25 protein-coding genes are annotated in these 23,582 nt (G+C 47.1%); 7 read left to right on the top strand and 18 right to left on the bottom strand.

Annotation, left to right across the window (positions count from 1 at the left end):
• Window positions 1-41: 41 nt before the first annotated feature.
• The gene (locus tag Q1A08_RS07225) at window positions 42-1,151 is read right to left on the bottom strand and encodes a ferritin-like domain-containing protein (protein WP_299771331.1); all 1,110 of its coding nucleotides are present in this window, start codon (window positions 1,149-1,151) and stop codon (window positions 42-44) included.
• Between the two features lie 131 nt (window positions 1,152-1,282).
• Between Q1A08_RS07225 and Q1A08_RS07220 the strand changes: the two genes are divergently transcribed.
• The 4 genes from Q1A08_RS07220 to Q1A08_RS07205 all read left to right on the top strand — a co-directional run bounded on the left by Q1A08_RS07220 (window position 1,283) and on the right by Q1A08_RS07205 (window position 4,488).
• On the top strand, window positions 1,283-2,290 hold the full coding sequence (locus Q1A08_RS07220) for an AraC family transcriptional regulator (protein WP_299771329.1): 1,008 nt from the start codon (window positions 1,283-1,285) through the stop codon (window positions 2,288-2,290).
• A 45-nt stretch (window positions 2,291-2,335) separates the two neighbouring features.
• Window positions 2,336-2,725, top strand: a complete 390-nt coding sequence (locus tag Q1A08_RS07215) for a Rid family hydrolase (RefSeq protein ID WP_299771327.1) — start codon at window positions 2,336-2,338, stop codon at window positions 2,723-2,725.
• 66 nt (window positions 2,726-2,791) lie between these two features.
• Complete coding sequence (locus Q1A08_RS07210) at window positions 2,792-3,193, top strand: VOC family protein (protein WP_299771325.1); 402 nt, start codon at window positions 2,792-2,794, stop codon at window positions 3,191-3,193.
• 167 nt (window positions 3,194-3,360) lie between these two features.
• Complete coding sequence (locus Q1A08_RS07205) at window positions 3,361-4,488, top strand: acyltransferase family protein (protein ID WP_299771323.1); 1,128 nt, start codon at window positions 3,361-3,363, stop codon at window positions 4,486-4,488.
• A gap of 37 nt (window positions 4,489-4,525) precedes the next feature.
• On the opposite strand, the gene Q1A08_RS07200 is transcribed toward Q1A08_RS07205, so the two are convergent.
• Complete coding sequence (locus Q1A08_RS07200) at window positions 4,526-5,452, bottom strand: DUF4261 domain-containing protein (RefSeq protein ID WP_299771321.1); 927 nt, start codon at window positions 5,450-5,452, stop codon at window positions 4,526-4,528.
• A 45-nt stretch (window positions 5,453-5,497) separates the two neighbouring features.
• Window positions 5,498-6,334 (bottom strand): DMT family transporter, encoded by an 837-nt coding sequence (locus tag Q1A08_RS07195; protein ID WP_299771319.1) that lies wholly within the window; start codon window positions 6,332-6,334, stop codon window positions 5,498-5,500.
• 167 nt (window positions 6,335-6,501) lie between these two features.
• On the opposite strand from Q1A08_RS07195, the gene Q1A08_RS07190 reads away from it, so the two are divergent.
• Complete coding sequence (locus tag Q1A08_RS07190; RefSeq protein WP_299771318.1) at window positions 6,502-8,640, top strand: M3 family metallopeptidase; 2,139 nt, start codon at window positions 6,502-6,504, stop codon at window positions 8,638-8,640.
• 155 nt (window positions 8,641-8,795) lie between these two features.
• Here Q1A08_RS07190 and ribA read toward each other — a convergent pair whose 3' ends face one another.
• The 12 genes from ribA to Q1A08_RS07130 all read right to left on the bottom strand — a co-directional run bounded on the left by ribA (window position 8,796) and on the right by Q1A08_RS07130 (window position 18,619).
• Complete coding sequence (ribA, locus tag Q1A08_RS07185; protein WP_299771316.1) at window positions 8,796-9,398, bottom strand: GTP cyclohydrolase II; 603 nt, start codon at window positions 9,396-9,398, stop codon at window positions 8,796-8,798.
• A 40-nt stretch (window positions 9,399-9,438) separates the two neighbouring features.
• Window positions 9,439-9,924: a phosphatidylglycerophosphatase A gene (locus Q1A08_RS07180; RefSeq protein WP_299771314.1), complete on the bottom strand. Its 486-nt coding sequence runs from the start codon at window positions 9,922-9,924 to the stop codon at window positions 9,439-9,441.
• The gene (gene thiL / locus Q1A08_RS07175) at window positions 9,924-10,892 is read right to left on the bottom strand and encodes a thiamine-phosphate kinase (protein ID WP_299771312.1); all 969 of its coding nucleotides are present in this window, start codon (window positions 10,890-10,892) and stop codon (window positions 9,924-9,926) included. Before thiL ends, Q1A08_RS07180 begins: the two co-directional genes overlap by 1 nt.
• Window positions 10,893-10,903: 11 nt before the next feature.
• Window positions 10,904-11,353, bottom strand: coding sequence for a transcription antitermination factor NusB (gene nusB, locus Q1A08_RS07170; RefSeq protein ID WP_299771310.1), 450 nt, complete (start codon window positions 11,351-11,353; stop codon window positions 10,904-10,906).
• 55 nt (window positions 11,354-11,408) lie between these two features.
• The gene (gene ribE, locus Q1A08_RS07165; protein ID WP_299771308.1) at window positions 11,409-11,876 is read right to left on the bottom strand and encodes a 6,7-dimethyl-8-ribityllumazine synthase; all 468 of its coding nucleotides are present in this window, start codon (window positions 11,874-11,876) and stop codon (window positions 11,409-11,411) included.
• 42 nt (window positions 11,877-11,918) lie between these two features.
• Complete coding sequence (ribBA, locus tag Q1A08_RS07160) at window positions 11,919-13,031, bottom strand: bifunctional 3,4-dihydroxy-2-butanone-4-phosphate synthase/GTP cyclohydrolase II (RefSeq protein ID WP_299771306.1); 1,113 nt, start codon at window positions 13,029-13,031, stop codon at window positions 11,919-11,921.
• A gap of 59 nt (window positions 13,032-13,090) precedes the next feature.
• Complete coding sequence (locus tag Q1A08_RS07155; protein WP_299771304.1) at window positions 13,091-13,759, bottom strand: riboflavin synthase; 669 nt, start codon at window positions 13,757-13,759, stop codon at window positions 13,091-13,093.
• A gap of 91 nt (window positions 13,760-13,850) precedes the next feature.
• Window positions 13,851-15,017: a bifunctional diaminohydroxyphosphoribosylaminopyrimidine deaminase/5-amino-6-(5-phosphoribosylamino)uracil reductase RibD gene (gene ribD / locus Q1A08_RS07150; protein ID WP_299771302.1), complete on the bottom strand. Its 1,167-nt coding sequence runs from the start codon at window positions 15,015-15,017 to the stop codon at window positions 13,851-13,853.
• A 64-nt stretch (window positions 15,018-15,081) separates the two neighbouring features.
• Complete coding sequence (gene nrdR, locus Q1A08_RS07145; RefSeq protein ID WP_299771300.1) at window positions 15,082-15,549, bottom strand: transcriptional regulator NrdR; 468 nt, start codon at window positions 15,547-15,549, stop codon at window positions 15,082-15,084.
• Window positions 15,550-15,601: 52 nt separating this feature from the next.
• A complete protein-coding gene (locus Q1A08_RS07140) occupies window positions 15,602-15,868 on the bottom strand; it encodes a hypothetical protein (RefSeq protein WP_299771298.1) in 267 nt (88 codons plus the stop codon).
• Between the two features lie 133 nt (window positions 15,869-16,001).
• On the bottom strand, window positions 16,002-17,264 hold the full coding sequence (glyA, locus tag Q1A08_RS07135; protein WP_299771296.1) for a serine hydroxymethyltransferase: 1,263 nt from the start codon (window positions 17,262-17,264) through the stop codon (window positions 16,002-16,004).
• A 185-nt stretch (window positions 17,265-17,449) separates the two neighbouring features.
• Complete coding sequence (locus tag Q1A08_RS07130) at window positions 17,450-18,619, bottom strand: cytochrome c peroxidase (protein ID WP_299771294.1); 1,170 nt, start codon at window positions 18,617-18,619, stop codon at window positions 17,450-17,452.
• 248 nt (window positions 18,620-18,867) lie between these two features.
• Between Q1A08_RS07130 and Q1A08_RS07125 the strand changes: the two genes are divergently transcribed.
• A complete protein-coding gene (locus Q1A08_RS07125) occupies window positions 18,868-19,404 on the top strand; it encodes a phosphoglycerate mutase family protein (protein ID WP_299771292.1) in 537 nt (178 codons plus the stop codon).
• 67 nt (window positions 19,405-19,471) lie between these two features.
• Here Q1A08_RS07125 and Q1A08_RS07120 read toward each other — a convergent pair whose 3' ends face one another.
• The 3 genes from Q1A08_RS07120 to Q1A08_RS07110 form a co-directional block, all read right to left on the bottom strand.
• The gene (locus Q1A08_RS07120; RefSeq protein WP_299771290.1) at window positions 19,472-20,257 is read right to left on the bottom strand and encodes a thioredoxin family protein; all 786 of its coding nucleotides are present in this window, start codon (window positions 20,255-20,257) and stop codon (window positions 19,472-19,474) included.
• Window positions 20,258-20,421: 164 nt separating this feature from the next.
• Window positions 20,422-20,928 (bottom strand): acetolactate synthase small subunit, encoded by a 507-nt coding sequence (gene ilvN / locus Q1A08_RS07115; RefSeq protein ID WP_299771288.1) that lies wholly within the window; start codon window positions 20,926-20,928, stop codon window positions 20,422-20,424.
• Between the two features lies 1 nt (window position 20,929).
• Complete coding sequence (locus tag Q1A08_RS07110; RefSeq protein WP_299771285.1) at window positions 20,930-22,663, bottom strand: acetolactate synthase 3 large subunit; 1,734 nt, start codon at window positions 22,661-22,663, stop codon at window positions 20,930-20,932.
• Window positions 22,664-23,125: 462 nt separating this feature from the next.
• Between Q1A08_RS07110 and Q1A08_RS07105 the strand changes: the two genes are divergently transcribed.
• Window positions 23,126-23,566, top strand: coding sequence for a DUF4124 domain-containing protein (locus Q1A08_RS07105; protein WP_299771283.1), 441 nt, complete (start codon window positions 23,126-23,128; stop codon window positions 23,564-23,566).
• The last annotated feature ends 16 nt before the right edge of the window (window positions 23,567-23,582 follow it).

Here is a 23,582-nt window from a genome sequence, read left to right as displayed (position 1 = left end):
TCAGGGTCAGAACCGATCGGTTCTGACCCTTTTTAAAAAATCTAGCCAGCCTTCAAAGGCTTACTCATTTCCGCCCAATCAATCTCTCCGTCATCCACTAGGTTTTCATACTCCAACACACCTAGAGCTTCGAACTTCGGACGAATCTTATCGGTCAGCAAGCCAATTCGGCGAAGGTTAGGAACAACACGTGAGAATAAGTGATTACGGAATTTAGCCGTACCCGAAGATTCCAAGAATATCTGACGCGCCTCTTCTACATCCCAGCCATAGAATTCAAACACATCGGTAGGCACTAGACGCTCGCGGCTAACCACACAAGCTTGATAGGCAAACTCCGCACGCTCTTCACGCTCCTCTTCACTCAGAGACTTCACAAACTCTTCAAGGTAGTGAATACCAAAGGCAACATGGCGGGCTTCGTCACGTATTACGTAACCTAAGATATCTTTGATCAAGCTGTCTTCTGTGGCCAGCTCATGCATGGTGTTAAAGGCCGACAAAGCCAGGCCCTCAATCACTACCTGCATACCGATAAATTTCAAATCCCAACGATGATCAGTAAGAATTTTATCCAAGATACTTTTCAGTGAGCTGTTTACTGGATACATCAGGCCGAACTTCTTCTGGATGTACTTATTAAACACTTCTACATGACGGGCTTCATCGAAGGTCTGAGAACCAGCATAGAGTTTGGCGGCATAGGTAGGTGCGCAAGATACCAGCTGTGATGCAACCAGTAGCGCGCCTTGTTCACCGTGTAAAAACTGCGAGAGGGTCCAGGCATCACTGTGATCATAAAACTCTAGCTTCTGGCGCTCACTTAGCGCCTCAAAAGGCCCCCAGCCAGCAAAGCCGTTTTGCATGGCACGCAACTCGTCATCCATGCCCACCATGGGTTTTGTCCAGTCAATGTCGGTTTCAGCATTCCAGTTAAGCTTTTTACCCAACTCATACAATTGACGAATGCGATTTTCCTGGATTTTGTAATCCCAGTTATAGGCCCCAGTTAATGGCGTCTGAAATATCTCAGCAATATCATCCACTGATTCAGGTGTTAGATCGATATCGTCGCAAGCACCAGGCAAATCCTTGGCTGCTTCGAAAAATCGCACTTCATTCGGGGTATCTTCTGTAAATTCCACCGCCATCACGGGCTCCTTTTAATTTTTATTCTGTTCTTTTTATAGTCTCGTACTGAAACACTTGCTTCTCAAGGTGATCTTATGCCATATTTTTGGTCATAAGAGGCCAACAGAAAATCAACAAGGACCTAGGCCATATGGCAAACCCACGATTTCCAGCCAGTTATGTTGCGATATTGAGCGAGATGCTCAAGGACTACGGGCAGCCGGCCGACTCGGTATTGGCCACGGTAGGACTAACTAGCGAGTACTTAGATCAACCCGATGCCAGCATTAGTGACCAACAACTGCGCCAATTACTGCAGCTAGCCACAAGACTGAGTGATGACCCAGCTCTGGGCTTAAACTTCGGCCGACGGCTTACCCTAACCTCGCATGGCGTTTTGGGCTATGCCTTGATGAGCTGTAACGACCTTATCTCGGCACTTGATCTACTGATGAAGTACTATCGATTGCTGATGAGCTCCGCCATGTTGACCTTAGAAGAAGTCGACGATCACATCGTGATAGAGCACAAAAACTTGGGGCCAGATCTAATGAACCCCAATTTTGATGAAGAGATATTTTCAGCAGGTATTGTTACCGCAGTAAAACAGTTATTGCACCGCGACAGCTTGCCCATGGAGTTGTATTTTGCTTATCCAGAGCCGGCGCATGGTGACGAATACCGCAAGATATTTAACTGTTCAATAAACTTTGATCAGAAGCGCAATGCCATCAAGCTACCTAATAGCTTGCTGCAGGAAAAACCCGAATTCGCCAACCCATCTATGCTTAAAATTTATCAACAGCAGTGCGATAAATTACTAGCAAGGCTGGATGATAATGCCGATTTAAGCAGCAGCGTGAGGCGCATGCTGGTTGCCGAAAACAGTGGTTTTCCTAAGCTAGAGGCCATGGCCGAAAAGTTCCATATGAGCCCACGAACCTTCCGACGACGTTTACAAGAAGAAGGCAGCTCATTCCAAAAGATATCCGATGAAGTTAAACGCCAGCTCGCCGAAGACTATTTGAGAAACTCAAATTTCTCGATTGATACTATTGCCAGCCTGGTAGGCTTCAACGATATATCCAATTTTCGTCGCGCCTTTATTCGCTGGACGGGTGAATCACCGGCTAACTTTCAAAAAAAGCATCGACCATAGATAAATAGACAACTGAATAATCACAATAAATTAAAAGGCATTATTTTGACTATAGAAAAGCAACAACTTCGTTCAGGCCCATACAAAAACATCTATGCCCAAGCCATTAAAGTAGACAATGTATTGTATCTTTCAGGCCAGGTAGGAGTCGATCAGCAAGGTAAAGCCGGCGCTGATATTGTAGATCAAACTCGATTAGCCTATGAAAACATTACCGCCGTGCTTTCCGAGTTTGGAGCCAGCATGGACAATATTGTTGACGAAACCATGTATGTTACCGACATGAACAACACCATGGCTCAAGCAAAATCGATTTTCGCCGAACGAGCAAAAGCCTATGGTGGAGAGCCTGCCGTTTGCCAAACACTGATTGGAGTTACAGCGCTTGTATTAGCCGAACTTCAACTGGAAATTAAATGCGTGGCCCATTTATAGGGCCATTAGTAATGCAGCAGAACTATCGGGGCATTGCGCCCTACTATAACAATTGGTTTAAAAATAATGATTTCTCACACCACGCTAGGAAGCAACAACCTCTCCAATGCCGATGCCTTTTATAGTAGTTGGCTACCAGAACTGCATGCCAAAAAGATCTATCAATCAGAACAGGTCATCTTCTGGGAATTTTACGGCGGCGGTGCTAAATTAGCGATTAGCAAACCTTATGATGGAGAGCCTGCAAGTAACGGCAATGGCACCATGCTGGCCTTGCAAGCAGACAGCGTACAAACAGTAGACAAGATATATCATTTAGCGATAGACGCCGGCGCAAACTGTGAAGGTAAGCCAGGCGATCGTAACCCAGGATCCTTCTATGGAGCCTACTTTAGGGACTTAGATGGCAATAAGCTGGCAGTCTTTTTCAGAGTACCCCCTCCAACCGATATAAAGGTAAAAACCTGATTTTATCCCTAACCATCTCGCACTACCGGCTAGAACAGATCAAGTTTTAACCAGATTCAAAGGTTTACGGCTACGAAATTTGAAATACATTAGGAATTTTCAAGTTTCGTAAGAAGCGATCGTAAACAAGGGTTAGTGTTAACGCTGATTTTAAATTGGTGTAGGCGATGACACATACCCAAAGGCTCCACGGCCTAGACTTTTTAAGAGCGCTAATGATGTCTCTGGGCATCGTTTTCCATGCTGCGCAGATGTATACCCATATGAATGTTCTAGACTACTACTGGGACCCAGCGCGCTCACTAAGCATGGATATCATTATGGTATTCATAAATACCTTTCGCATGCCTGTGTTTTTTGCATTGTCTGGTTTTTTTACTGCCTTGCTTTACTTTCGCCATGGCAGTGCTTACATGCTAAAAAACCGCTGGCAACGTGTTGTATTGCCATTCCTAATCCTCTTACCCCCACTCGCGATGGCCATGAGTACACTCAGAGTCGTCGCCTATCAATTAATGGAGGATGGCAGTTGGGCATTCAATCCTAGCTTAGTGAGCAGCAAGTTAATGTGGGACAACACCCACAACCTTTGGTTTTTGTACTACCTAATGCTTATGGTCATCACTGCTGGAATAGCACTAAAAATAAAACCCGTGCTGAATGTAAATAAAAGCTGTACAAATCTAAGCTTGCTTGGCACAAAAGTAATGCTAAGCGGTATTGTGGTACTGACGCTACTGGGTAGTCTTAGTCCGTCTGGTCGAATCAGCGCGGATGTCAGTTTTATTCCTAATTGGAAAGTATACAGTTATTTTGGAATATGCTTCTTATTGGGCTGGATAATCTATAGCAATATCAAGCAGCTTCAAGATCTTGCAAAATATGCTATAGCCAGCCTAATAATTGCTGTGCTATTTCTATTTGCAGCCCTAGCCTGTTTTAGTCAGAAAACCGACGATAACAGCCTATGGCACTGGGGCCTCAGCTTGTTTTCGGCTTTGTCTGTATATTGTTTTATCTGCGGTTTTTTTGGGTTGTTCAGCAAGTTATTTAAACAGTATTCACCGTGGGTACGATACTTCTCCGATAGCGCGTACTGGATTTTTATCTTTCACTCGATACCAATGGTGATAATTGCCTTACCACTCCACTTTCTGCCACTTATCGCGGAACTCAAGTTCCTCATAGTATGCACCCTAACAATGGCGGCCTGCCTTTGGACTTATCAAAAGTGGGTTAGATATGGGGGCTTGGGAGAACTGCTTAATGGAAAAAGGTACAAGCATTCAATTTAATCAAACAACAAAACACACACCGCTTGCCTTCAAACGCCTAGAGATAATCCATACGAAAAACCCAACCTGGCCGCCCCAACTGAGAAGTCGTTTTTTGAAGCTTTACTTTTTCATGTGTATCGCCACCAATGGTATCGCCGTTCATAATCTCAGTGCAGCCATCGAGAGCATATGATGTAAAGCCCTCTAAACGCCTGCGCAACTCTAGCGGATTCTCTGGTGCCGCTACTGCCTCAAATTCAGTCTTTGCATAATCCTCCAAGCCCTCAGTAAAGCCGCAAACTTGGCCATGCTTATCAACATAAGTGTCAACAGCCACCCAAAAGTGGCAGGGCAAGCTTTTTGAAACTATCTTAAACTCATCTGCCATAGTTTGGACCGATATTGCTTGCCTGCGATTCCATATGGCGCCAGACGCGTTTATCTTCATAGAGAAGACTGTCTGCAGTAAAAAAGACAGAAAGATAGATTGATCTAAAGCCCTACCCGCTTCCTCGCAGTAGCACAACATCGCCAACTTACTATTGCTCAAGTCTTCACTGGCCTCAGGCCAGTAGTAATTAGAACTGGCCAAGCGGCTAGCCGGTTCTGCATTTTGAAACGCTGGGTTTTTCACAATCTCTAATTTGATGCGAGGCGAAAGATTTACCCCGTGGATGACAATCTGCTTTTTAAGCTCTCCCTCGCTTGCCGCTCGGTAGTTATGAAACATCTCATCCTGCAAGGACATCTGCCGGGCAATGTTATCGATATTCAGACCCTTAATGCCATCAAGAAAAACCAAGCAATGAACCGCCCCCTTCGGAACATCACCTAAAACATCACGATAACTCCGCGTCTGTGCGAGCAACTGCTCATCAAGCTCCGCTGTATTCGCACCAAAGGATGACTCTGCCCGCTGTATGCCCCGTAGCATAAAAAAGAAAAAGGCTAAAAAGATGATTAAGGTAATCAGATAAGGCATAAATTTATATCCTGAATAAGCAGCCGCTAGAGAGTTTCAAACCACTCATTTTTTAAAACGATATACATTGATGATATTTCCAATCAACATACATAAAGCACCAAGCAAGAGCGCTAAAGTAACTGGCTCTTGGTAAAAATACACACCTGCCAAAGCAATCAAGGGCAGTCTTAGAAAATCTAAAGTCACGATCAAAGTGACATCGGCCAGCTTTAACGCTTGATTCAAACAGTAATGAGCACTAAGAGCAGCAATACTGATTAAAAATATAATCAGTCCCTGCTCTAAACTAATCGACTGCCATTGCGGCAACGCCAGCAGCAGGCCCAATGGCATTTGCATTAGGCACATATAAAACAAGATCAGCAATGGCGAGTCGGTTCTGGTTAAGGCCTTTGTGCTCACAAAGGATACCGCAAAGCCAATTGCCGCCGCCAACACTACTAGAGCTGCGGGATTATAAATCTCTGAACCCGGCCTCACGATAATAAACACCCCAAGCAAACCCGCCAACAAGGCCAGAATACGTTGCAGCGTTAACTTTTCACCTAAAAACAATGCGGCCAACAAAGCCGTCCAAAGTGGCGCAGTAAATTCTAAAGCAAATACCTCAGCCAACGGCAACAAGGCTATACCGACAAACCAACCATACTGGGCCCCAAAATGAAAAACACTGCGCACGCCATGCAAGGCAATCCGCTCGGTCTTTAAAGCAGCGAGCTGTCGATTAAATGCCAACAGAGCAAACAGCAAAATAGCGCCGATTAAACTTCTAAAGAACAGGGTCTGAAAGACCGGCACCTCACCGCTTAATTCACGCGCACCAAGCGCCAAAAGACAAAATGATGCCAGTGACGCCAGCATCCATAGTAAAGCCTGCACTAAGAGCCCCTTAGAGTTAATCTGCGTGAATTATACGTTAGAAAGCCCTGTACCGTCCGCTTGAGAATTGAGCCATAGAGAGACTTTTTCGTTATGTATATACCTTGCTAAGACTGTTAGCTTCAGTCATACCTGGCCCTCTATAAACAAAGCAAATGAGAGCGATTATGAAAGGCTTAAAAGTACTCCCTTTAGTCATATCCAGTGTGGCATTAGGCTTAATGCCTGCGGCACATGCCAAACAAGACAATACTCTGAGTAACAATCAGGTATTCGCCAAATGGACCGGCCCATACGAAGGGGTCCCTGCTTTTGACAAAGTGAAGCTAGAAGAGCTTAAACCTGCATTAGAGCACGGCATGGCCAACAATTTGGCGGAGATCGAAGCTATCGCCAACAATCCAGAGCCGCCTACCTTTGCCAATACTCTTGAGGCTTACGAGGCTGCCGGTAAGGATTTAGATCGAGTCTACGCTTACTGGGGCATCTGGAGCTCGAATATGTCGAGCCCAGAGTTTCGCGAAATTCGCTCTGAAATGAGCCCCAAACTGTCGGCTTTTTACAGCAAGATCACCCAGAACAAAAAGCTCTTTGCCCGCATTAAAGCGGTTTATGAAGGCAAAGAAATGAAGACTTTGCGTCCAGATCAGCAGCGCCTATTAGAAAAGACTTACCTAGGTTTTAAGCGCTCAGGTGCAGAGTTAAACGGCAAGGAAGCTAAGCGCTACGCCGAGATCAACCAACGCTTATCACAACTGCAAAACCAGTTTTCCAATAATGTATTGGCCGATGAAGAAGGCTATGTGACCTTTTTCAGCAAAAAACAAAGCGCAGGCCTGCCGGAATCTTATCTTGGCGCCGCTGCTGCCGCCGCCAAGTCTAAAGGTAAGGAAGGACAGTACGCAGTCAGTAATACTCGCTCTTCTATGTCGCCATTTTTAACTTATGCCGACGACCGCGAGCTACGCAAGCAGGTATGGACCAATTACTACAGCCGTGGCGACAATGGCGGCGAGCACGATAACAATGCCATCATTGCCGAGATCCTTAAGCTACGTCATGAGCGAGTAGGCCTTCTAGGCTATAAGAACTACGCCTCCTGGCAACTTGAATCGCGTATGGCTGCAAAACCTGAAAACGCCATGAAGCTAATGGAGTCAGTTTGGCCTGCCGCTATCGCCCGTGTCGACCAAGAAATTGCCGACATGCTGGAAATTGCCAAAACCGATGGTGTAGAAAAAATAGAACCCTGGGATTATCGCTATTACGCCGAAAAAGTGCGTAAAGCCAAATACGATTTAAATTCTGATGAAGTTAAACAATACCTCCAGCTTGGAAAGTTGCGCGAGGCAATGTTCTATGTTGCCGAAAGATTGTTTAACTATAAGTTCACCCGAGTAGCAGAAGGCAGCGTGCCGGTATTTCATCCGGATGTAAAAGTTTGGGAAGTGACCGACAAAACCACTGGCAATCATATTGGTTTGTGGTACCTAGATCCTTTCGCTCGCAAAGGCAAACGCTCTGGTGCTTGGGCCACCAGCTATCGCAGCCACACGACTTTTGAAGGCAAGACCAATGTACTGTCCTCAAATAACTCAAACTTTGTAAAAGGTGAGCCAGGCAAAGCTGTACTGATCTCTTGGGATGATGCCGAAACTTACTTCCATGAGTTTGGCCATGCACTACACTTTTTGTCTTCCAATGTTGCCTACCCCTCTCAAAACCGAGGCGTGCGTGACTACACTGAATTCCAATCACAATTATTGGAACACTGGCTGAGCACAGACGAAGTTATCGACAACTATCTGCGCCACCACAAAACCGGCAAACCAATGCCAGCGGAGTTAATCGCCAAGATCAAAAAAGCGGCCTCGTTTAACGAAGGCTTTGCGACTACTGAATACTTGGCTTCGGCACTTATTGATATGAAGTTGCACAGTACCGACCCAAGCAATATTGATCCGGATAAGTTCGAGCGTGAAACCTTGGCAGCGATGAACATGCCAAGCGCCATCGTAATGCGTCACCGCACCCCACACTTTAGCCACATTTTTAGCAGCGAAGGATATGCCGCGAGCTACTATGGTTATTTATGGGCCGAGGTACTTACCGCCGATGCCGCCGAAGCGTTTGCTAATGCGCCAGGTGGTTTTTACGATAAAGGCATGGCTAAGAAGTTAGTAGACCATCTATTCAGCGTACGCGATGCTGTGCCACCCGCTGAGGCCTACGTGAAGTTCCGCGGACGTGAAGCCAATATTGAAGCACTAATGCGCTTGAGAGGCTTTCCGATTCCTAAGAAATAAGTCTAGTTAGTGGCGATTGAACTAGGGCCATTTGGTCCTAGCTCAAATCCCGAGCAAAGATAACACCCAGCAAGAAATAAACGATTTTAATTCTTTTCAAAAACAGTCTTCAATCAATCACTTCCACTGCTGTTATTCTCTACTACCGTGGCAACTTAGGCCTCACCCTCACCCTCAAGCAAGTGCCCCAGCTTACCCTTCTTAGTTTCAAGGTACTTCGCATTATGGGGGTTGCGACCGGTTTCGTGAGGAATTCGCTCTACCACATTTACCCCTAGCTCATTGAGAGCTTTTACTTTACGAGGGTTATTGGTCATCAGTTTTAGAGCGTGAATATTAAGATGATCGAGCATTTCGCGCAAAATAGAGTAGTCGCGCATATCGGCACCAAAGCCTAAGGCCTCATTGGCCTCTACAGTATCGGCGCCTTTGTCTTGCAAATTATAGGCTTTGATTTTATTCAACAAACCAATACCACGACCTTCTTGGCGCAAATAGAAAATCACACCACGGCCTTCTTGGGCTACTCGATGCATCGCGGCTTGTAGTTGTGCACCACAGTCACAGCGCAAACTAAAAAGCCCATCGCCAGTCAGACACTCAGAGTGTATACGAGCCAATACCGGCTCATCACCTTCAATATCACCCATGCTCAAGACAACATGCTCTTTATCATTAGCCGTGTCTTCAAAACCATGCATGGAGAAAATGCCCCAAGGGGTTGGTAATTTGCAAGACTCAATATAGCGGATAGTCACAACAATTCCTCATCAAAGCGGGCAACAAGAGCCCTAGCAATTAACGCAAATAAAATGCCGCCAACTGCAGAATCAGCAGAGCATAGAGGCCTGCTAAAACATCATCAATCATAATGCCAAAACCGCCGCTGACTTTTTTATCCAGCCAGCCAATAGGCCAAGGTTTAGCAATATCGAAAATTCGAAATAGTACAAAGCCGGCCAGCAACCATTGCCAACCGAGCGGCACGGCCAGCATAGCTAACCACATTCCAATAAATTCATCCCAAACAATACCGCCGTGATCATGCACCCCCATGACTTTAGAGGCGTGCTCACAAAGATAAACACCAACCACAAAGCCAATCAACAAGACAGCAAGGTATGTATAGATTGAGCTTGCTTGTAATAAGAACACAAAGGGCAAGGCCGCAATAGTGCCAAAAGTGCCCGGAGCCTTGGGCGATAAGCCAGAGCCAAAGCCAAAGGCTAGAAGTAAACGGGGGTCGCGAATTAGATCTTTAAAACTCAGATTTACAGTGCTCATTAGAAATGCTGGTAGCCTATTGATTCAAGCTCTGCTGGTGCGCCACGAAACAGCGCCTTTACACCTTGGTGCTGATTAGTGGTATGACCGACCAAGCTTACTTGCAAGCCTAAAGCCGCTGCAGAGTCTTCAAATTGCTGCTGTACAGTTTGCGGCACCAGCATACATAACTCATAGTCATCACCACCACTGGCGGCCAGCTGCACAGCGCTTTGCTCATCGAAGCTTTTAATCAATGCCGTAGACAAAGGCAATCTATCAAGATCGACCAAAGCACCAATATCACTACGCTCACAAATATGCCCAAGGTCAGCCAGCAGACCATCGGAAATATCTACCGCGGCAGATAACATTGGAGCAAGCGTTTGAGCCTCTTGAACCCTTGGCACGGGGTGATAATAGCGATTCAAAAAGTGTTGCAAGGATTGCTCATCGGTACTCAGCTCACCACTAAAGCTTTTTACTGCCGCAGCGGCATCGCCCAAGGTGCCACTCACATAAACCAGCTCCGCGGCAGAAGCACCATCGCGACGCAAAGCCAGTTTTGGCTCTACTTCACCATGAACCTGAACCGTGATACTCAAAGGCCCTTTAGTAGTATCGCCACCTACTAAATGGACATCGTATTCACGAGCAACACGCAAAAGACCCTGTGAAAATCCAGCGAGCCAACCCTTATCCATATCAGGCAGGGTTAATGCCAAAGTAAACCAGCGAGGTTTTGCCCCGCAAGCCGCTAAATCACTTAGATTCACTCGCAGGGCGCGCTCACCAATTAAGGCAGGGTCAGCTTGTGCAGGGAAATGCACATCAGCCACTAAGGTATCCATGGACACCGCTAGTAGGCGATCAGCTGAAGGGTAAAGCAAAGCACAGTCATCACCTATTCCAAGTTCGATACCATCCGCTACCGGGGGCGTTAAACCACCGTTTTGGAAGTAGCGTTTGATTAAATCGAACTCGTTCATAGGTATCTTCGCTATTTGCGCTTATTGCTTGCCTTCACTTCAATGGCACGATCTGTCTCAGCCATTTTATCCAGCACCGCATTAATAAATTTGTGGCTATCGGTGGCGCCAAATTTTTTCGCCAACGATACAGCCTCGTTGATAACTACCTTATAGGGTACATCGATACGATGTTTTAGTTCGAAGCAAGCCATCAACAATAATGCGTTGGTGATAGGGTCCAGCTCTTCCAGGCTGCGATCTTGCAAATGTGGTTCAAAGCTCTCCCTTAAACCACTATATTGCTGAGGAACGCTGTGCAATATTTCACGGAAGTACTCAACATCAACATGAGTCATGTCATTGTCAGCGTGAAATTCAGCTTCGATTACATTCAAGCTTGCGCCGGCCATTTGCCATTGATACAGAGCTTGCATTGCATAATGCCTCGCCTTGCGACGAGTTGCGGGAGTTACAGACATCGTATTACCTATCTCAAAGAGCGCGTGACCAGCTGGCAGCCACGCTTATTCACATTTACAAATTGTTCAGTAGAGAAACCATCTCTAGAGCTGTGGTCGCAGCTTCTTCACCTTTATTACCGGCCTTGGTACCAGAGCGCTCAATTGCTTGCTCAATGGAATCAACGGTCAATACACCAAAGGTAACTACAGTATCGCTGTTAAGGCCAACTTGCGCCAAACCTTTAGTACATTCACCAGCGACGTAATCGAAGTGTGGAGTACCACCGCGGATTACCGCACCCAGTGCGATAATGGCATCGAACTCGCCTTTAGCGGCCAGGCGCTGAGCAACAAGAGGAAACTCAAAAGCACCCGGTGCGTACACGATGGTGATTTGATCTTCACTAATGCCATGGCGACGCAAAGTATCCAAAGCGCCGTCTTTTAATGCCTCTACTACAAAGCTGTTCCAGCGACTTACGATCAGTGCATATTTACCCTGGCAGTTGGTGAACTGACCTTCGATGGTTTTAATACTCATAATGAAATTCCTTCGTCTCTAATTTGTAGAGCTGACTAAAATTTATTTACAACTTAAATATTCTTCAACTTCCAACTGGAAGCCAGATAGTGCGCTAAATTTAAACGGCGCACTCATCAAACGCATTTTACGCACACCCAAATCTTGTAAAATCTGGGAGCCAGTACCTACGCTTTTATAAACCATATCTTGACTAGGGCGCTGCTGCTTGCCAGAGATCATCCAATCGATGCTCTCTTCAATGTCGTCAGTAGTTTCGTTGTGACACAATAAGATCACCACGCCACTGCCCTCTTCAGAAACCTTCTGCAAAGCACGCTGAAAACTCCAAGGCTTATAAGTTTTATCGCTTTCACGCAAAATACCCAAAACATCACGCGCAGTATCACTATTGTGAACACGCACCAATACGGATTCTTCATTTTGGATATCGCCTTTCACCAAAGCAAAGTGTTTTTCCTGGCGAGGCTTATCGAGATAAGTGCGCAAGCTAAACTCACCAAACTCGGTGCTTACATTGCGCTCATTAACACACTCTACGGTTTTTTCGTTAAGTGTGCGGTACTGGATCATATCGGCAATGGTGCCAATTTTAAGATCATGTAATTGAGCAAACTTTTCCAAATCTGCACGACGGGCCATGGTGCCGTCTTCGTTCATAATTTCAACGATGGCAGCGGCCGGCTCAAAACCAGCAAGGCGCGCTAAATCACAGCCTGCTTCGGTGTGACCTGCACGGCTCAATACCCCACCAGCCTCAGCCTTCAATGGGAAAATATGGCCGGGCTGCACAATATCTTTAGGCTGAGCATCGCGAGCAACTGCAGCACGCACGGTACGCGCACGGTCCGCAGCAGAAATACCGGTACTTACACCCTCAGCGGCTTCGATAGATACCGTGAAATTAGTAGAGTGGGCAGCGCGATTGTCACTCACCATTAACGGTAAATCCAATTGACCACAACGGTCTTCGGTTAAAGTTAAGCAAATCAAGCCGCGAGCATGGGTGGCCATAAAGTTAATGTCTTCGGCGCGCACCTGCTCGGCCGCAATAATTAGATCGCCTTCATTTTCGCGATCCTCATCATCCATCAGGATAACCATTTTACCCTGACGAATATCGTCAATCAGTTCTTCTACGGTGTTGAGTTGCATAATTCACTCTCTATCTTTAGGAGGCCGTACGCTTGTGCTAGGACAGTGTGTTACGACAGTTATTTGCGGCCGGCAAAGCCGTGCTCTTGCAAAAACGCCATCGACAGATCAGAACTGCCTTCGGCGTGCGCGGCCTGCTCTCCTTGCAGTAAACGCTCTAAATAGCGGGCAATGACATCAACTTCCAAATTGATTTTGCTACCGCTGCGGTATTGCCCCATCACCGTTTTATCAAGGGTATGAGGCACAATGTTCAATTCAAATTCAGCGCCTTGTACAGCATTAACTGTCAGGCTGGTGCCATCGACAGTAATCGAGCCCTTGTGGGCAATGTACTTGGCTAGGTTATCGGGTGCACGCAAGCGAAAACGCTCAGAGCGGGCGTCACTGTGGCGACTGATCACCTCGCCAACACCGTCAACATGGCCGCTGACAATATGACCACCTAGTCGTGTTTGCGGTGTGAGCGCCTTTTCCAAGTTAACGGCCTGCCCTACCTGCCAACTAGCAACGGTGGTGTTATCGATGGTTTCCACCGAAACATCAGCCCAATAGCCGTCACCCGGCAAATCAATAACGGTTAAACAAACACCATTAGTGGCAATTGAGTCACCCAATGCCACATCGCCTAGATCAAGACCGTTACTCTTTACTCGCAGGCGAATATCACCACCGCGAGGCTCTGCGGCGACAATTTCGCCCACTGCTTCAATAATGCCGGTAAACATATCAATCCACTATTCAATTGCCTATGGCCGATGCGCTCCCATTGCCGGCTTAAGACGCCAACACGCTAAGCGATCGTTCGATATCGAGAACTTATGACTCTATATCGGGGCGAGCTAGGATTTTCCAATCCTGCCCGATCGGCTCAATACTTTCGATCATCAATGGCAGATGAGCGGCCATGGTATCCAGCGGCAGCTCAAATATTGGCCGCGCTTTGCTACCCAGCAGCTTTGGCGCCATATAGATAATCAACTCATCCAGCAGGCCACGCCTTAAAAAGCTGCCCGCTAGGGAGGCGCCGGTTTCTACCAACACCTCATTACATTCTCTTCTGCCCAACTCAGTCACCAGCCAGTGCAGATCAATTCGCCCTTCGCGGGGCTTGGCCTGTATAACTTCTAGCTCAGTGCAAGCTGATCGAAGCTCTTGAGCCTTTTCGCAAGCTGGATCTTCTAGGGTACAAATTAAAACCTTGCCCGGTTTACTCAATAACTGAGCTTTTGGATCCATCCTTAGCGCCGAGTCCAAAATCACTCTTAGCGGCTGCTTTTCAGTGGCCAACTGGCAAAGCGCTTCATCTAAGCCAAGGTCGTTCGCACGAACATTCATGGCTGGGTTGTCATGCAATATCGATTCAATACCACTGACAACCGCGCAACTGCTGGCTCGCAGGCGCTGAACATCACTACGGGCTGCGGCCGAGGTAATCCACTTACTCTCACCATTAGCCATTGCTGTACGAGCATCTAAGCTCATCGCAAGCTTAAGCCGAAGCAGTGGCCGACCGTGCATCATACGGGCGATAAAGCCTGGGTTTAATGCTCGGCAATCTTCTTCCAAGACTGGCCCATCAACAACAATGCCCCGTTCTTTTAAATACTCCAGGCCTCGCGCACTCACTTGCGGATTAGGATCTTCCATGCCAAAGACCACGCGCGCAACACCTACTGCGGCTAAAGCCTCACAACAGGGCCCCGTTTTGCCGTGGTGACTGCAGGGCTCTAGAGTGACATAAGCCGTTGCGCCGACTAGCTCAGTGCCGGCGTTATTGGCCGCAGCTATGGCTTCCACCTCGGCATGCCCTAGGCCAGGCTTTTGATGCCAGCCTTCAGACAATAGCTGGCCATTTTTAACCATTACGCAGCCTACCCTAGGGTTAGGCATAGTGCTGTATTGGCCACGCTTAGCTAATTCGATAGCCCGCGCCATCCAGTGCTCATCATCTTGCTGAACGCTAGACTTATCTAACTCTTGCATAGCTCTCGCGTAACTCTTCAATAACTCTTAAATAACTTCTAAGCAGCTTTTAAGTGGCTCAGCCCTACTCTTTATGCTCTGGGCTGCCTTCTAGACGCTCGATCTCTTTACGGAACTCATTGAGATCCTGGAAGCGACGGTATACTGATGCAAAGCGGATATAAGCAACCTCGTCTAATTTTTGCAGCTCCTCCATGACCTTCTCACCAACTCGCATGGCGGGCACTTCGCGCTCACCGGTAGCTTGCAGATAGTGCTTAATCTGGGTCACCGAAGATTCAATCTGCTCCATGCTGACTGGTCGCTTTTCCAAGGCTCTTAACAAGCCAGAGCGCATCTTCTCTTCATTAAAGGGTTCGCGGCTGCCATCTTGCTTAATAATCCTAGGCAATAGCAGTTCGGCCACCTCATAGGTGGTAAAACGCTCGCGACAACTCTGGCATTCTCGGCGACGACGCACCTGGTCGCCTTCGGCTACCAAGCGCGAATCGATAACTTTCGTATCTTCTTCGCTGCAAAATGGGCAGTGCATGTGCAATCCTTATTTGGCATAGGCTATATCGGCGGGCCGCATAATAGCACAATTAAGGCTCACGCATCTTACCGAGCTGCATCCAAGGTAAGGGAATACTCAGCGCGATACATAAAAGGGCCCACCACAGGCCAAATTGGCTTAAATAGTAGGCCAAGGCAAAGACCAATAGCGTCACCAGCGCGCCTTGCCACAAGTATCGAGCGTAGCCCGTTGGCAATGCGCCATTGCGGATCAATCCCAACAACAGTGGCATGCCCAAGTGTAGAGGCAAATAAGTGATAAAGCCTATCAACCAGATAAGCTGGCTACTATTCATATTGCTCCCTCAATAGTCGGCAGCGGCACAAGCTTGCCAAGCCGCGTATCAAAACAGTAAAACAACAGCATCGCAGAGACAAAAACGCCCAGACGACAAAGCCGACTGGGCGCTATTAGCATCGCTATAAAGCTTAGCCGTATACTGGGAAATCCTTACAGATTTCCAATACCTTGCCTTTCACTTCTTCAATAACCTGATCGGAATTGCCGTTTTCTAGCGATTCCAATACATCACAGATCCAATGTGTTAGCTGAACGGTTTCTTCTTCACCAAAGCCACGAGTGGTGATCGCCGGAGTACCTACACGTAGACCAGAGGTGATAAATGGAGAGCGCGGATCATTAGGAACCGAGTTCTTATTAACGGTGATATTGGCATTACCTAAAGCTTCATCAGCGTCTTTACCGGTGTATTCCTTACCAATAAGATCAACCAGCATCAGGTGGTTCTCAGTGCCACCAGAAACGATCTTAATACCACGCTCGATAAAGGTCTTGGCCATGGCCTGAGCATTTTTAACCACTTGCTGCTGATAAGTTTTGTACTCATCGCTCATGGCTTCTTTAAAGCTCACCGCTTTTGCTGCAATAACATGCATCAATGGACCACCCTGACCGCCAGGGAATACAGCTGAATTTAGCTTCTTCTCGATCTCTTCATTGGCACGTGCCAAGATAATACCGCCACGTGGACCACGTAGGGTTTTGTGGGTGGTAGACGTCGTTACATCAGCGATCTGAACAGGGTTAGGGTAGACACCTGCAGCAACCAAACCAGCCACGTGAGCCATATCTACAAATAAGTAAGCGCCCACTTTATCGGCGATATCGCGAAAACGCTGCCAGTCCATAATCTGCGAGTAAGCCGAGAAGCCAGCAACAATCATCTTAGGCTTATGCTCTAGCGCTAAACGCTCAACTTCTTCGTAATCAACTTCGCCAGTTTCAGCGTTCAACCCATACTGAATTGCGTTATAGGTCTTACCAGAAAAGTTAACCTTAGCACCGTGAGTTAAGTGACCACCGTGAGCCAAGCTCATACCCAATACTGTGTCACCAGGAGCACACAAAGCTTGATAAACGGCGGCGTTCGCCTGTGAGCCTGAGTGTGGCTGCACATTGGCGTAATCGGCACCAAATAGCTCTTTTGCACGCTCGATAGCTAGGGCTTCTGCAGTATCAACATATTCACAGCCACCGTAGTAGCGCTTACCTGGATAGCCTTCGGCATACTTATTGGTCAACTTGGTGCCTTGGGCCGCCATAACCATAGGGCTGGTGTAGTTTTCAGAAGCGATTAGCTCGATATGCTCTTCCTGACGGGTTTCTTCTGACTGGATAGAAGCCCACAATTCTGGATCATAAGCGGCAATGGTTTGGTCTTTATCAAACATGGCAAGCCTTTTTCTGCTGTGTATGGTGAGGGTTAAAGAGAATAAGGCGCGGATTGTACACCAAACCGCCGCTGGAGAAAGCCCTTGCCGAGCTTTCCATAGAGCAGAAATTACCAATTGTCTTTTCAACAGCCCGGCAAGACCAAACTGCCGACTATTTAGGCCCCCAAACAGCTAAGACACAGCTACTGCAAGGCCTCGTATCGTCTGTCTGTTAAGGTTTTCATAAAGGCGACAATGTCTTCCACCTCACCATCAGAAAGACCAAGATCACCTAACTCCTCGCGATTGACGGTGCTTTGCACTTCAGCTGCGCGCCAAGGCTTTTGGGTTTCAGGGTTTATCGCACCCGCCACATCACGGCTATTGTAAAAATGTACTACTGTGGCCAAATCTCGAAAAACACCATTGTGCATATAGGGGCCAGTCACGGCGACGTTGCGCAGACTTACAACCCGAAAAGCCCCTTTCAAACTCTCATCACTTATCGCAGGATTCGCGAGCAAGCCTTCATCTTGATAGTCCGAAGCCAAGCCGTTTAGCCTGCGAACTGTCTCATTAGCAGGCACCCCAAGATTATCGTAAGTAAAATCGGTAAATAAACGCTCGGATTTACTTGCTCCCGGCTCCGGCACCGTATGGCAAGCCGCGCAATTGCCTTTATCTTCGGCCTTAAATAGCTCAAAGCCTCGCTGCTCTTGCTCGCTAAAGCTTTCTTTGGCAGCCATAACGCGATCAAACTTCGAATCAAAGCTCGCAAATTCTGAGCTGCGCTCAAAGGCCACTAGCGCATCACTAATCGCGCTATAGGCCAGGCCCGCTGAGGCGAATACGCCTGCCCCATAGATCTTCTCGAAATCAGCAGCGTAGAAGCTTTCCACCTTAGCAGCCAGCTCAGCAACCGTGGTTTGCATCTCTACTGGATTTACAAAAGGCCCCTTGGCTTGCTCATGTAGGGACGCTGCCCGCCCGTTTAGAAAGAAACCACCTTTATAGAGCGACTCTTCCGGGTCAGAGGTATCGAAGAAAAAGTCTGGCGCAAAAGCCAAATAGGCAATGCTTGGGGTATTGATATCACCCAAAGATTTGCCATCCTGCCCTATCGAAACTGCGCCAGGCTCGCCGCGGCGGTGACTCGAAACATTAGGACGAGCATCCATAAAAGCACGACTGGCATCATGGCAGCTCGCACAAGCCTGCTGGCCATCTCTGGATAAACGCAAATCGTTAAACAACGCCCTACCGAGAGCGACTTTCTTTTGTAGCTGCGATGTTTGCGTACTGGGCTCGGAACAAGCCATCAAAAACACAGCGCCAATAATGCTAAGGGCAATGGTGAAAATTCTGGCCCACATGGTAAACACTCAACAGATCACTAAAAACGGGCGCACACCTTACCCCAAGACAGACTGATTCTCATTAGCCAAAAGCGACTAATTAAGATTTAGATGATCTAGGGCAGCCCTGAGCGATCTATAAACAGTCCTGAACGACTTATAAACAGTCCTGAACGACTTAAAAAAAGCCCTGAGCCACATATAGACAAGCCTAGGAAGCACAGGCAGACTGCCGAGTCTTCGCTCCAAATACAGAGGATTTGCGGATGATACTTAAACGGTGTTTCTTGCTTGCGGGGCTTTATACAAGCCTATTTGTTGGCATTGGCTATAACAGCCAAGTTGCTGCCCTTGGCGATCACAGTATTTACTTTGTGCGTCATGCCGAAAAACAAAAAGGTAAAGACCCAGAATTAACGCCAGCTGGCCAATGTCGCGCCCAGTTCTATGCCCAATTTTTTTCCAAAACAAAGCTAGACAGGCTCTTTGCCAGCAAGTATCGACGCAATCAACAAACTGCAGCCCCAGTAAGCGCACAGCAACAATTAACAGCGCTCAGCTTTGATCCTAAAAAACAGCAGGATTTTGCTAAGCAGCTTGCCGCCCTAAGCGGCACGAGCTTAGTAGTGGCTCACAATCATTTGAGCGAGATAATTCGCGCATTAGGCGGACAGTACGAAGGCAATATCGATCACAGCGAGTATCGTTATATTTTCATGCTGGATTTGAGAGACGGCAAACTTGTACAGCAAAGGCAGTTTGTAGGACCGTATTTTTCTGATGGCTGCACAGCGACGCCATAAAAGCAGAGTTGAAAAAATAGAATCAGAAAAGCAGAGACCGCAAAGCCTCTGCTAAACTGCAGCACGGCTATTCCCAGGAGAATTTTTTATGGGACGGGAATAATAGCACTAGCTCTTGTTGATTTTTAACGGCATCTCTCGCCTGCTGCCTAAACTCTGCAGCGCGCTTTTGCACCCCATAGCGAAAACGAGCCAATTCACGCCACTCATCATCTTCTTTTTCAGAAAAGTCCACGCCATTCTCTTGGTAATTTTCTAAAACAGGACCTAAGCGCTGATAGGCGAGCTTGATTCTTTTTGCCTGAGTTTCTTCATATTGTTGAATCTGCGATAAATAATCAGCCAGGCGTTTATTGCCATTTAACTCAGCATCAGCCGTGTATTCAGACATTTTCGCAAAATAGCTTTTGTACTGCTGATAGGAAACACTATCGGCGCTTAACCACTGTGTCATTGAAGGACGATTGATTAGGGTCTCCGTGTCAGGATCGACCACCATCACTGTTGGCGTTCCATAATAAATAGGCAAGCCGAATCGCTTGGCCACATCAAAACCTTTATTGAGATAAGCCACATCCACAAAAACCACCTCATAGTGATCTTGCAAAGTCTTTTTTAGCTCTGGCTTATTAAAATTCTTCAATAAGCCCTGGGTATCGTGGCACCACTGAGCACCCAACACCAACAGCAGCTTTTTATTTTCTCGCTTAGCCAGCGCCAGCTTAGCATCAATCTCAAGCTGAACATCAGCTCCCCTGTAAAAAGGATCACTTGCGGGTTCGCTATGCTTTTCTGCTGAACTTAATGGAGCAAAAAACAACAAAGCACTTAGAAGGACATAAAAAATACGCATTGAGCAGCCTAAATTATCAACAATCAAACGAGCTAATGTAGTGACATTTAGACACAAAGGCAAACCAAGCGATGGCAAATTGTGATAGCAGTCTTTAGCTGCCTGTAAAAACAAAAAAGCCCCGCTAATGCGGGGCCTTGTGGCAACTCATGGAAAAGCTGCCTTTATAAGCTTAAAACCTTTTCACCGCGAGCAATACCGGAAACACCCGAGCGAACCACTTCGAGAATTTGAGCATCACTAACCGCCTGTACAAAGGCATCCAGCTTATCGGAGGCGCCAACGATTTGAATCGTGTAAACAGTGCTGGTGACATCAACGATTTGACCTCGAAAGATATCCACACAACGTTTTACTTCTTCACGTAAAGCACCCGTCGCTTTCACTTTTACCAGCATCAGCTCGCGCTCGATATGGGAACCTTCGGTCAAATCGACTAGCTTCACCACATCAATCAGCTTATTAAGGTTTTTTGTGATCTGCTCAATATTGTGCTCACTACCGATAGTGGTCAGCGTCAAGCGCGACAAACTGGCATCATCGGTTGGCGCCACATTAAGTGTTTCAATGTTATAACCACGCTGTGAGAATAAACCAACCACTCGCGATAGCGCACCGGGAGCATTCTCCATCAATAAGGAGATAATACGTTTTGATTGTTTCTCTGACATTTTAGGTGCGCTCCGTCTTACTCAACCACATATCGCGCATGGCACCGTTAGGCGCTACCTGCATTGGATATACGTGCTCGGATTGATCCACATAAATGTCCATAAAGACCACTCGATCTTTCATGGCGAAACATTCTTCTAACTTCGACTTAAGCTCGCTACGCTCGGTGACTTTAATACCAACATGGCCGTAAGCTTCCATTAGCTTTTCGAAATCAGGTAGAGATTCCTCATACAAGCTTTCAGAGTAACGTCCATCGTAGTGCAGATCTTGCCATTGACGAACCATGCCCAAGGCCTGGTTATTTAAGCAAATAATCTTCACCGGCAGATGATACTGAGTACAAGTAGAAAGCTCCTGAATACACATCTGGATTGAACCTTCACCGGTAACACAAACAACCTGCTGATCACGCTCGGCAAACTGTGCGCCCATAGCTGCAGGCAAGCCAAAGCCCATAGTACCGAGGCCACCGGAATTCACCCACTGGCGCGGACGATTAAAGTGGTAGTACTGGGCGGTAAACATCTGATGCTGACCCACATCGGAAGTAATAATGGCATCACCACCAGTGACTTCGTGCAGTGCTTGAATCACTTCTTGAGGCTTAATTTGCCCCGTTTCTTCAAAACGATTCTTAGTGTACAAACCGTGACGGCCACGCCAATCTTCTATCTGCTGCCACCAATCCGCTAGCGCTTGCTCATCTGGGCTTTCTTTACTCTGCGCCAACAACTCCAGCATCTCACTCAAGACGCTCTGTACCGAACCCACAATAGGAATATCAGCCTGAATGGTTTTCGAAATTGAGGCCGGATCGATATCAATATGAATAATCTTGGCGCCCGGACAGAATTTCTCTGGAGTATTGGTCACGCGGTCATCAAAACGCGCACCAATGGCCAAAATAACATCGGCATGGTGCATAGCGGTATTCGCTTCAAAAGTACCATGCATGCCCAACATACCGAGAAACTGCTTATCGGTACCAGGGAAAGCACCCAAACCCATCAAGGTATTGGTCACTGGATAATTCAGTTTGCGAGCCAACTCTCGAAGCTGCTTAGACGCATCCCCAAGAACAACACCACCACCGGAATAAATAACCGGACGACGAGCTTCTAACAACAACTGAACGGCTTTTTTAATTTGACCGCTATGGCCCTTTTCCGCCGGAAAATAAGAACGGATTTTTACCTTCTTAGGATATTCATAAGGGAAGGTTTCCGCCGGGCTGGTCACATCCTTAGGCACATCAATAACAACCGGACCAGGGCGACCTGTTTCAGCAATATAAAATGCTTTTTTAACAATCTCAGGAATCTCAGCTGCGTCTTTCACTAGGAAGCTGTGCTTCACAATAGGTCGGGACACACCCACCATATCGGTTTCCTGGAAAGCATCTTCACCAATTTTCTCGCTTGGCACCTGACCAGAGATAACCACCATCGGAATGGAATCCATATAGGCTGTCGCAATTCCAGTAATCGCATTGGTAGCGCCAGGGCCAGAAGTAACCAGCACCACACCCGCTTTACCTGTGACGCGCGCGAACCCGTCAGCCGCATGCGTCGCCGCCTGCTCATGGCGCACAAGAATATGCTTGACCGCTTTGTTGCGGAAAATCGCATCATAAATATGTAGGGCAGAACCACCAGGATAGCCGAATACGTATTCAACTCCCTGATCTTGTAAGGAGCGTACCAGCATATCGCCGCCGGATAGCATTTCCACTTGAATTCTCCTTAAGAATTATCAAAACACAACAAGCCCGGTTCTACACAAGGTAGCCAGACTGATAAATTTGTCTATCGCCCTTTTATGTCCGTCACAGGTTAGTGCACGGATCCAGGGAGGACGTATCGGTTGATACACCCCCGCGGTGAGGATGGTTTTGCAAACGGTTGGCTTGCTCGGGTAGATGCTTGTAACTCCATGATGGCGGAGTTTTATTGCTGAGGTTACAGCCAGGATCTACACCCATCTTGCGTAAGCTTAATTCTGGACAAGTCTAAGCTAAAGTCAAGATGTTCGAAGGTCTATAGAGCCTTTAGCATGAAAATTCACCCAATATGATCAATTTCTAAGAAAAGACTAGCCCGCCTGTCTTAGAATAACCTTGTTCAGCACTAAGTTTAGCCATGGGACAGCTTTCAGTCTTATAATAGCTGTAGTATTTGAAAGGGATCTACCAGCATGCCATATATAGCCAAGTTGATATCAGCAGCCTTCATCGCTAGCTGCTTTTTGGTCACCGCCGTTATGAGCAACGACGCCCATGCCGCAAAGAAATTCTACAAATGGGTCGATAAAGATGGCGTAACCCACTATAGCGAGCGCCCACCAAAGGGCCAGCAAGCTGAAGTCGTAAATACCTACACCGGTCGAGGTACCCCTCCCCCCAATCAAGCGGCCAAAGAAAAAGAAGAAAAGCCTGAAGAAGAAACTAAGGCAGCCCCACAGCCCATTAAAAACCCCGAGGTATGCCAATCAGCCAGGCGCAACCTAGAGATTTTAAATCGTAACAATCGCGTACGACTGAAAGATGAAAACGGCGAGCTAACAATACTCAGCCAAGAGCAAAAGGAAAAGCAGCGCAAAACTGCCGAAAAGGCCGTTAAAGATCACTGCGGTTAGATACAATTAGCCTGCA

Source organism: uncultured Pseudoteredinibacter sp. (assembly GCF_947500695.1).
Taxonomy (GTDB): domain Bacteria; phylum Pseudomonadota; class Gammaproteobacteria; order Pseudomonadales; family Cellvibrionaceae; genus Pseudoteredinibacter.
This window is presented reverse-complemented; position numbering and strand designations above follow the sequence as displayed.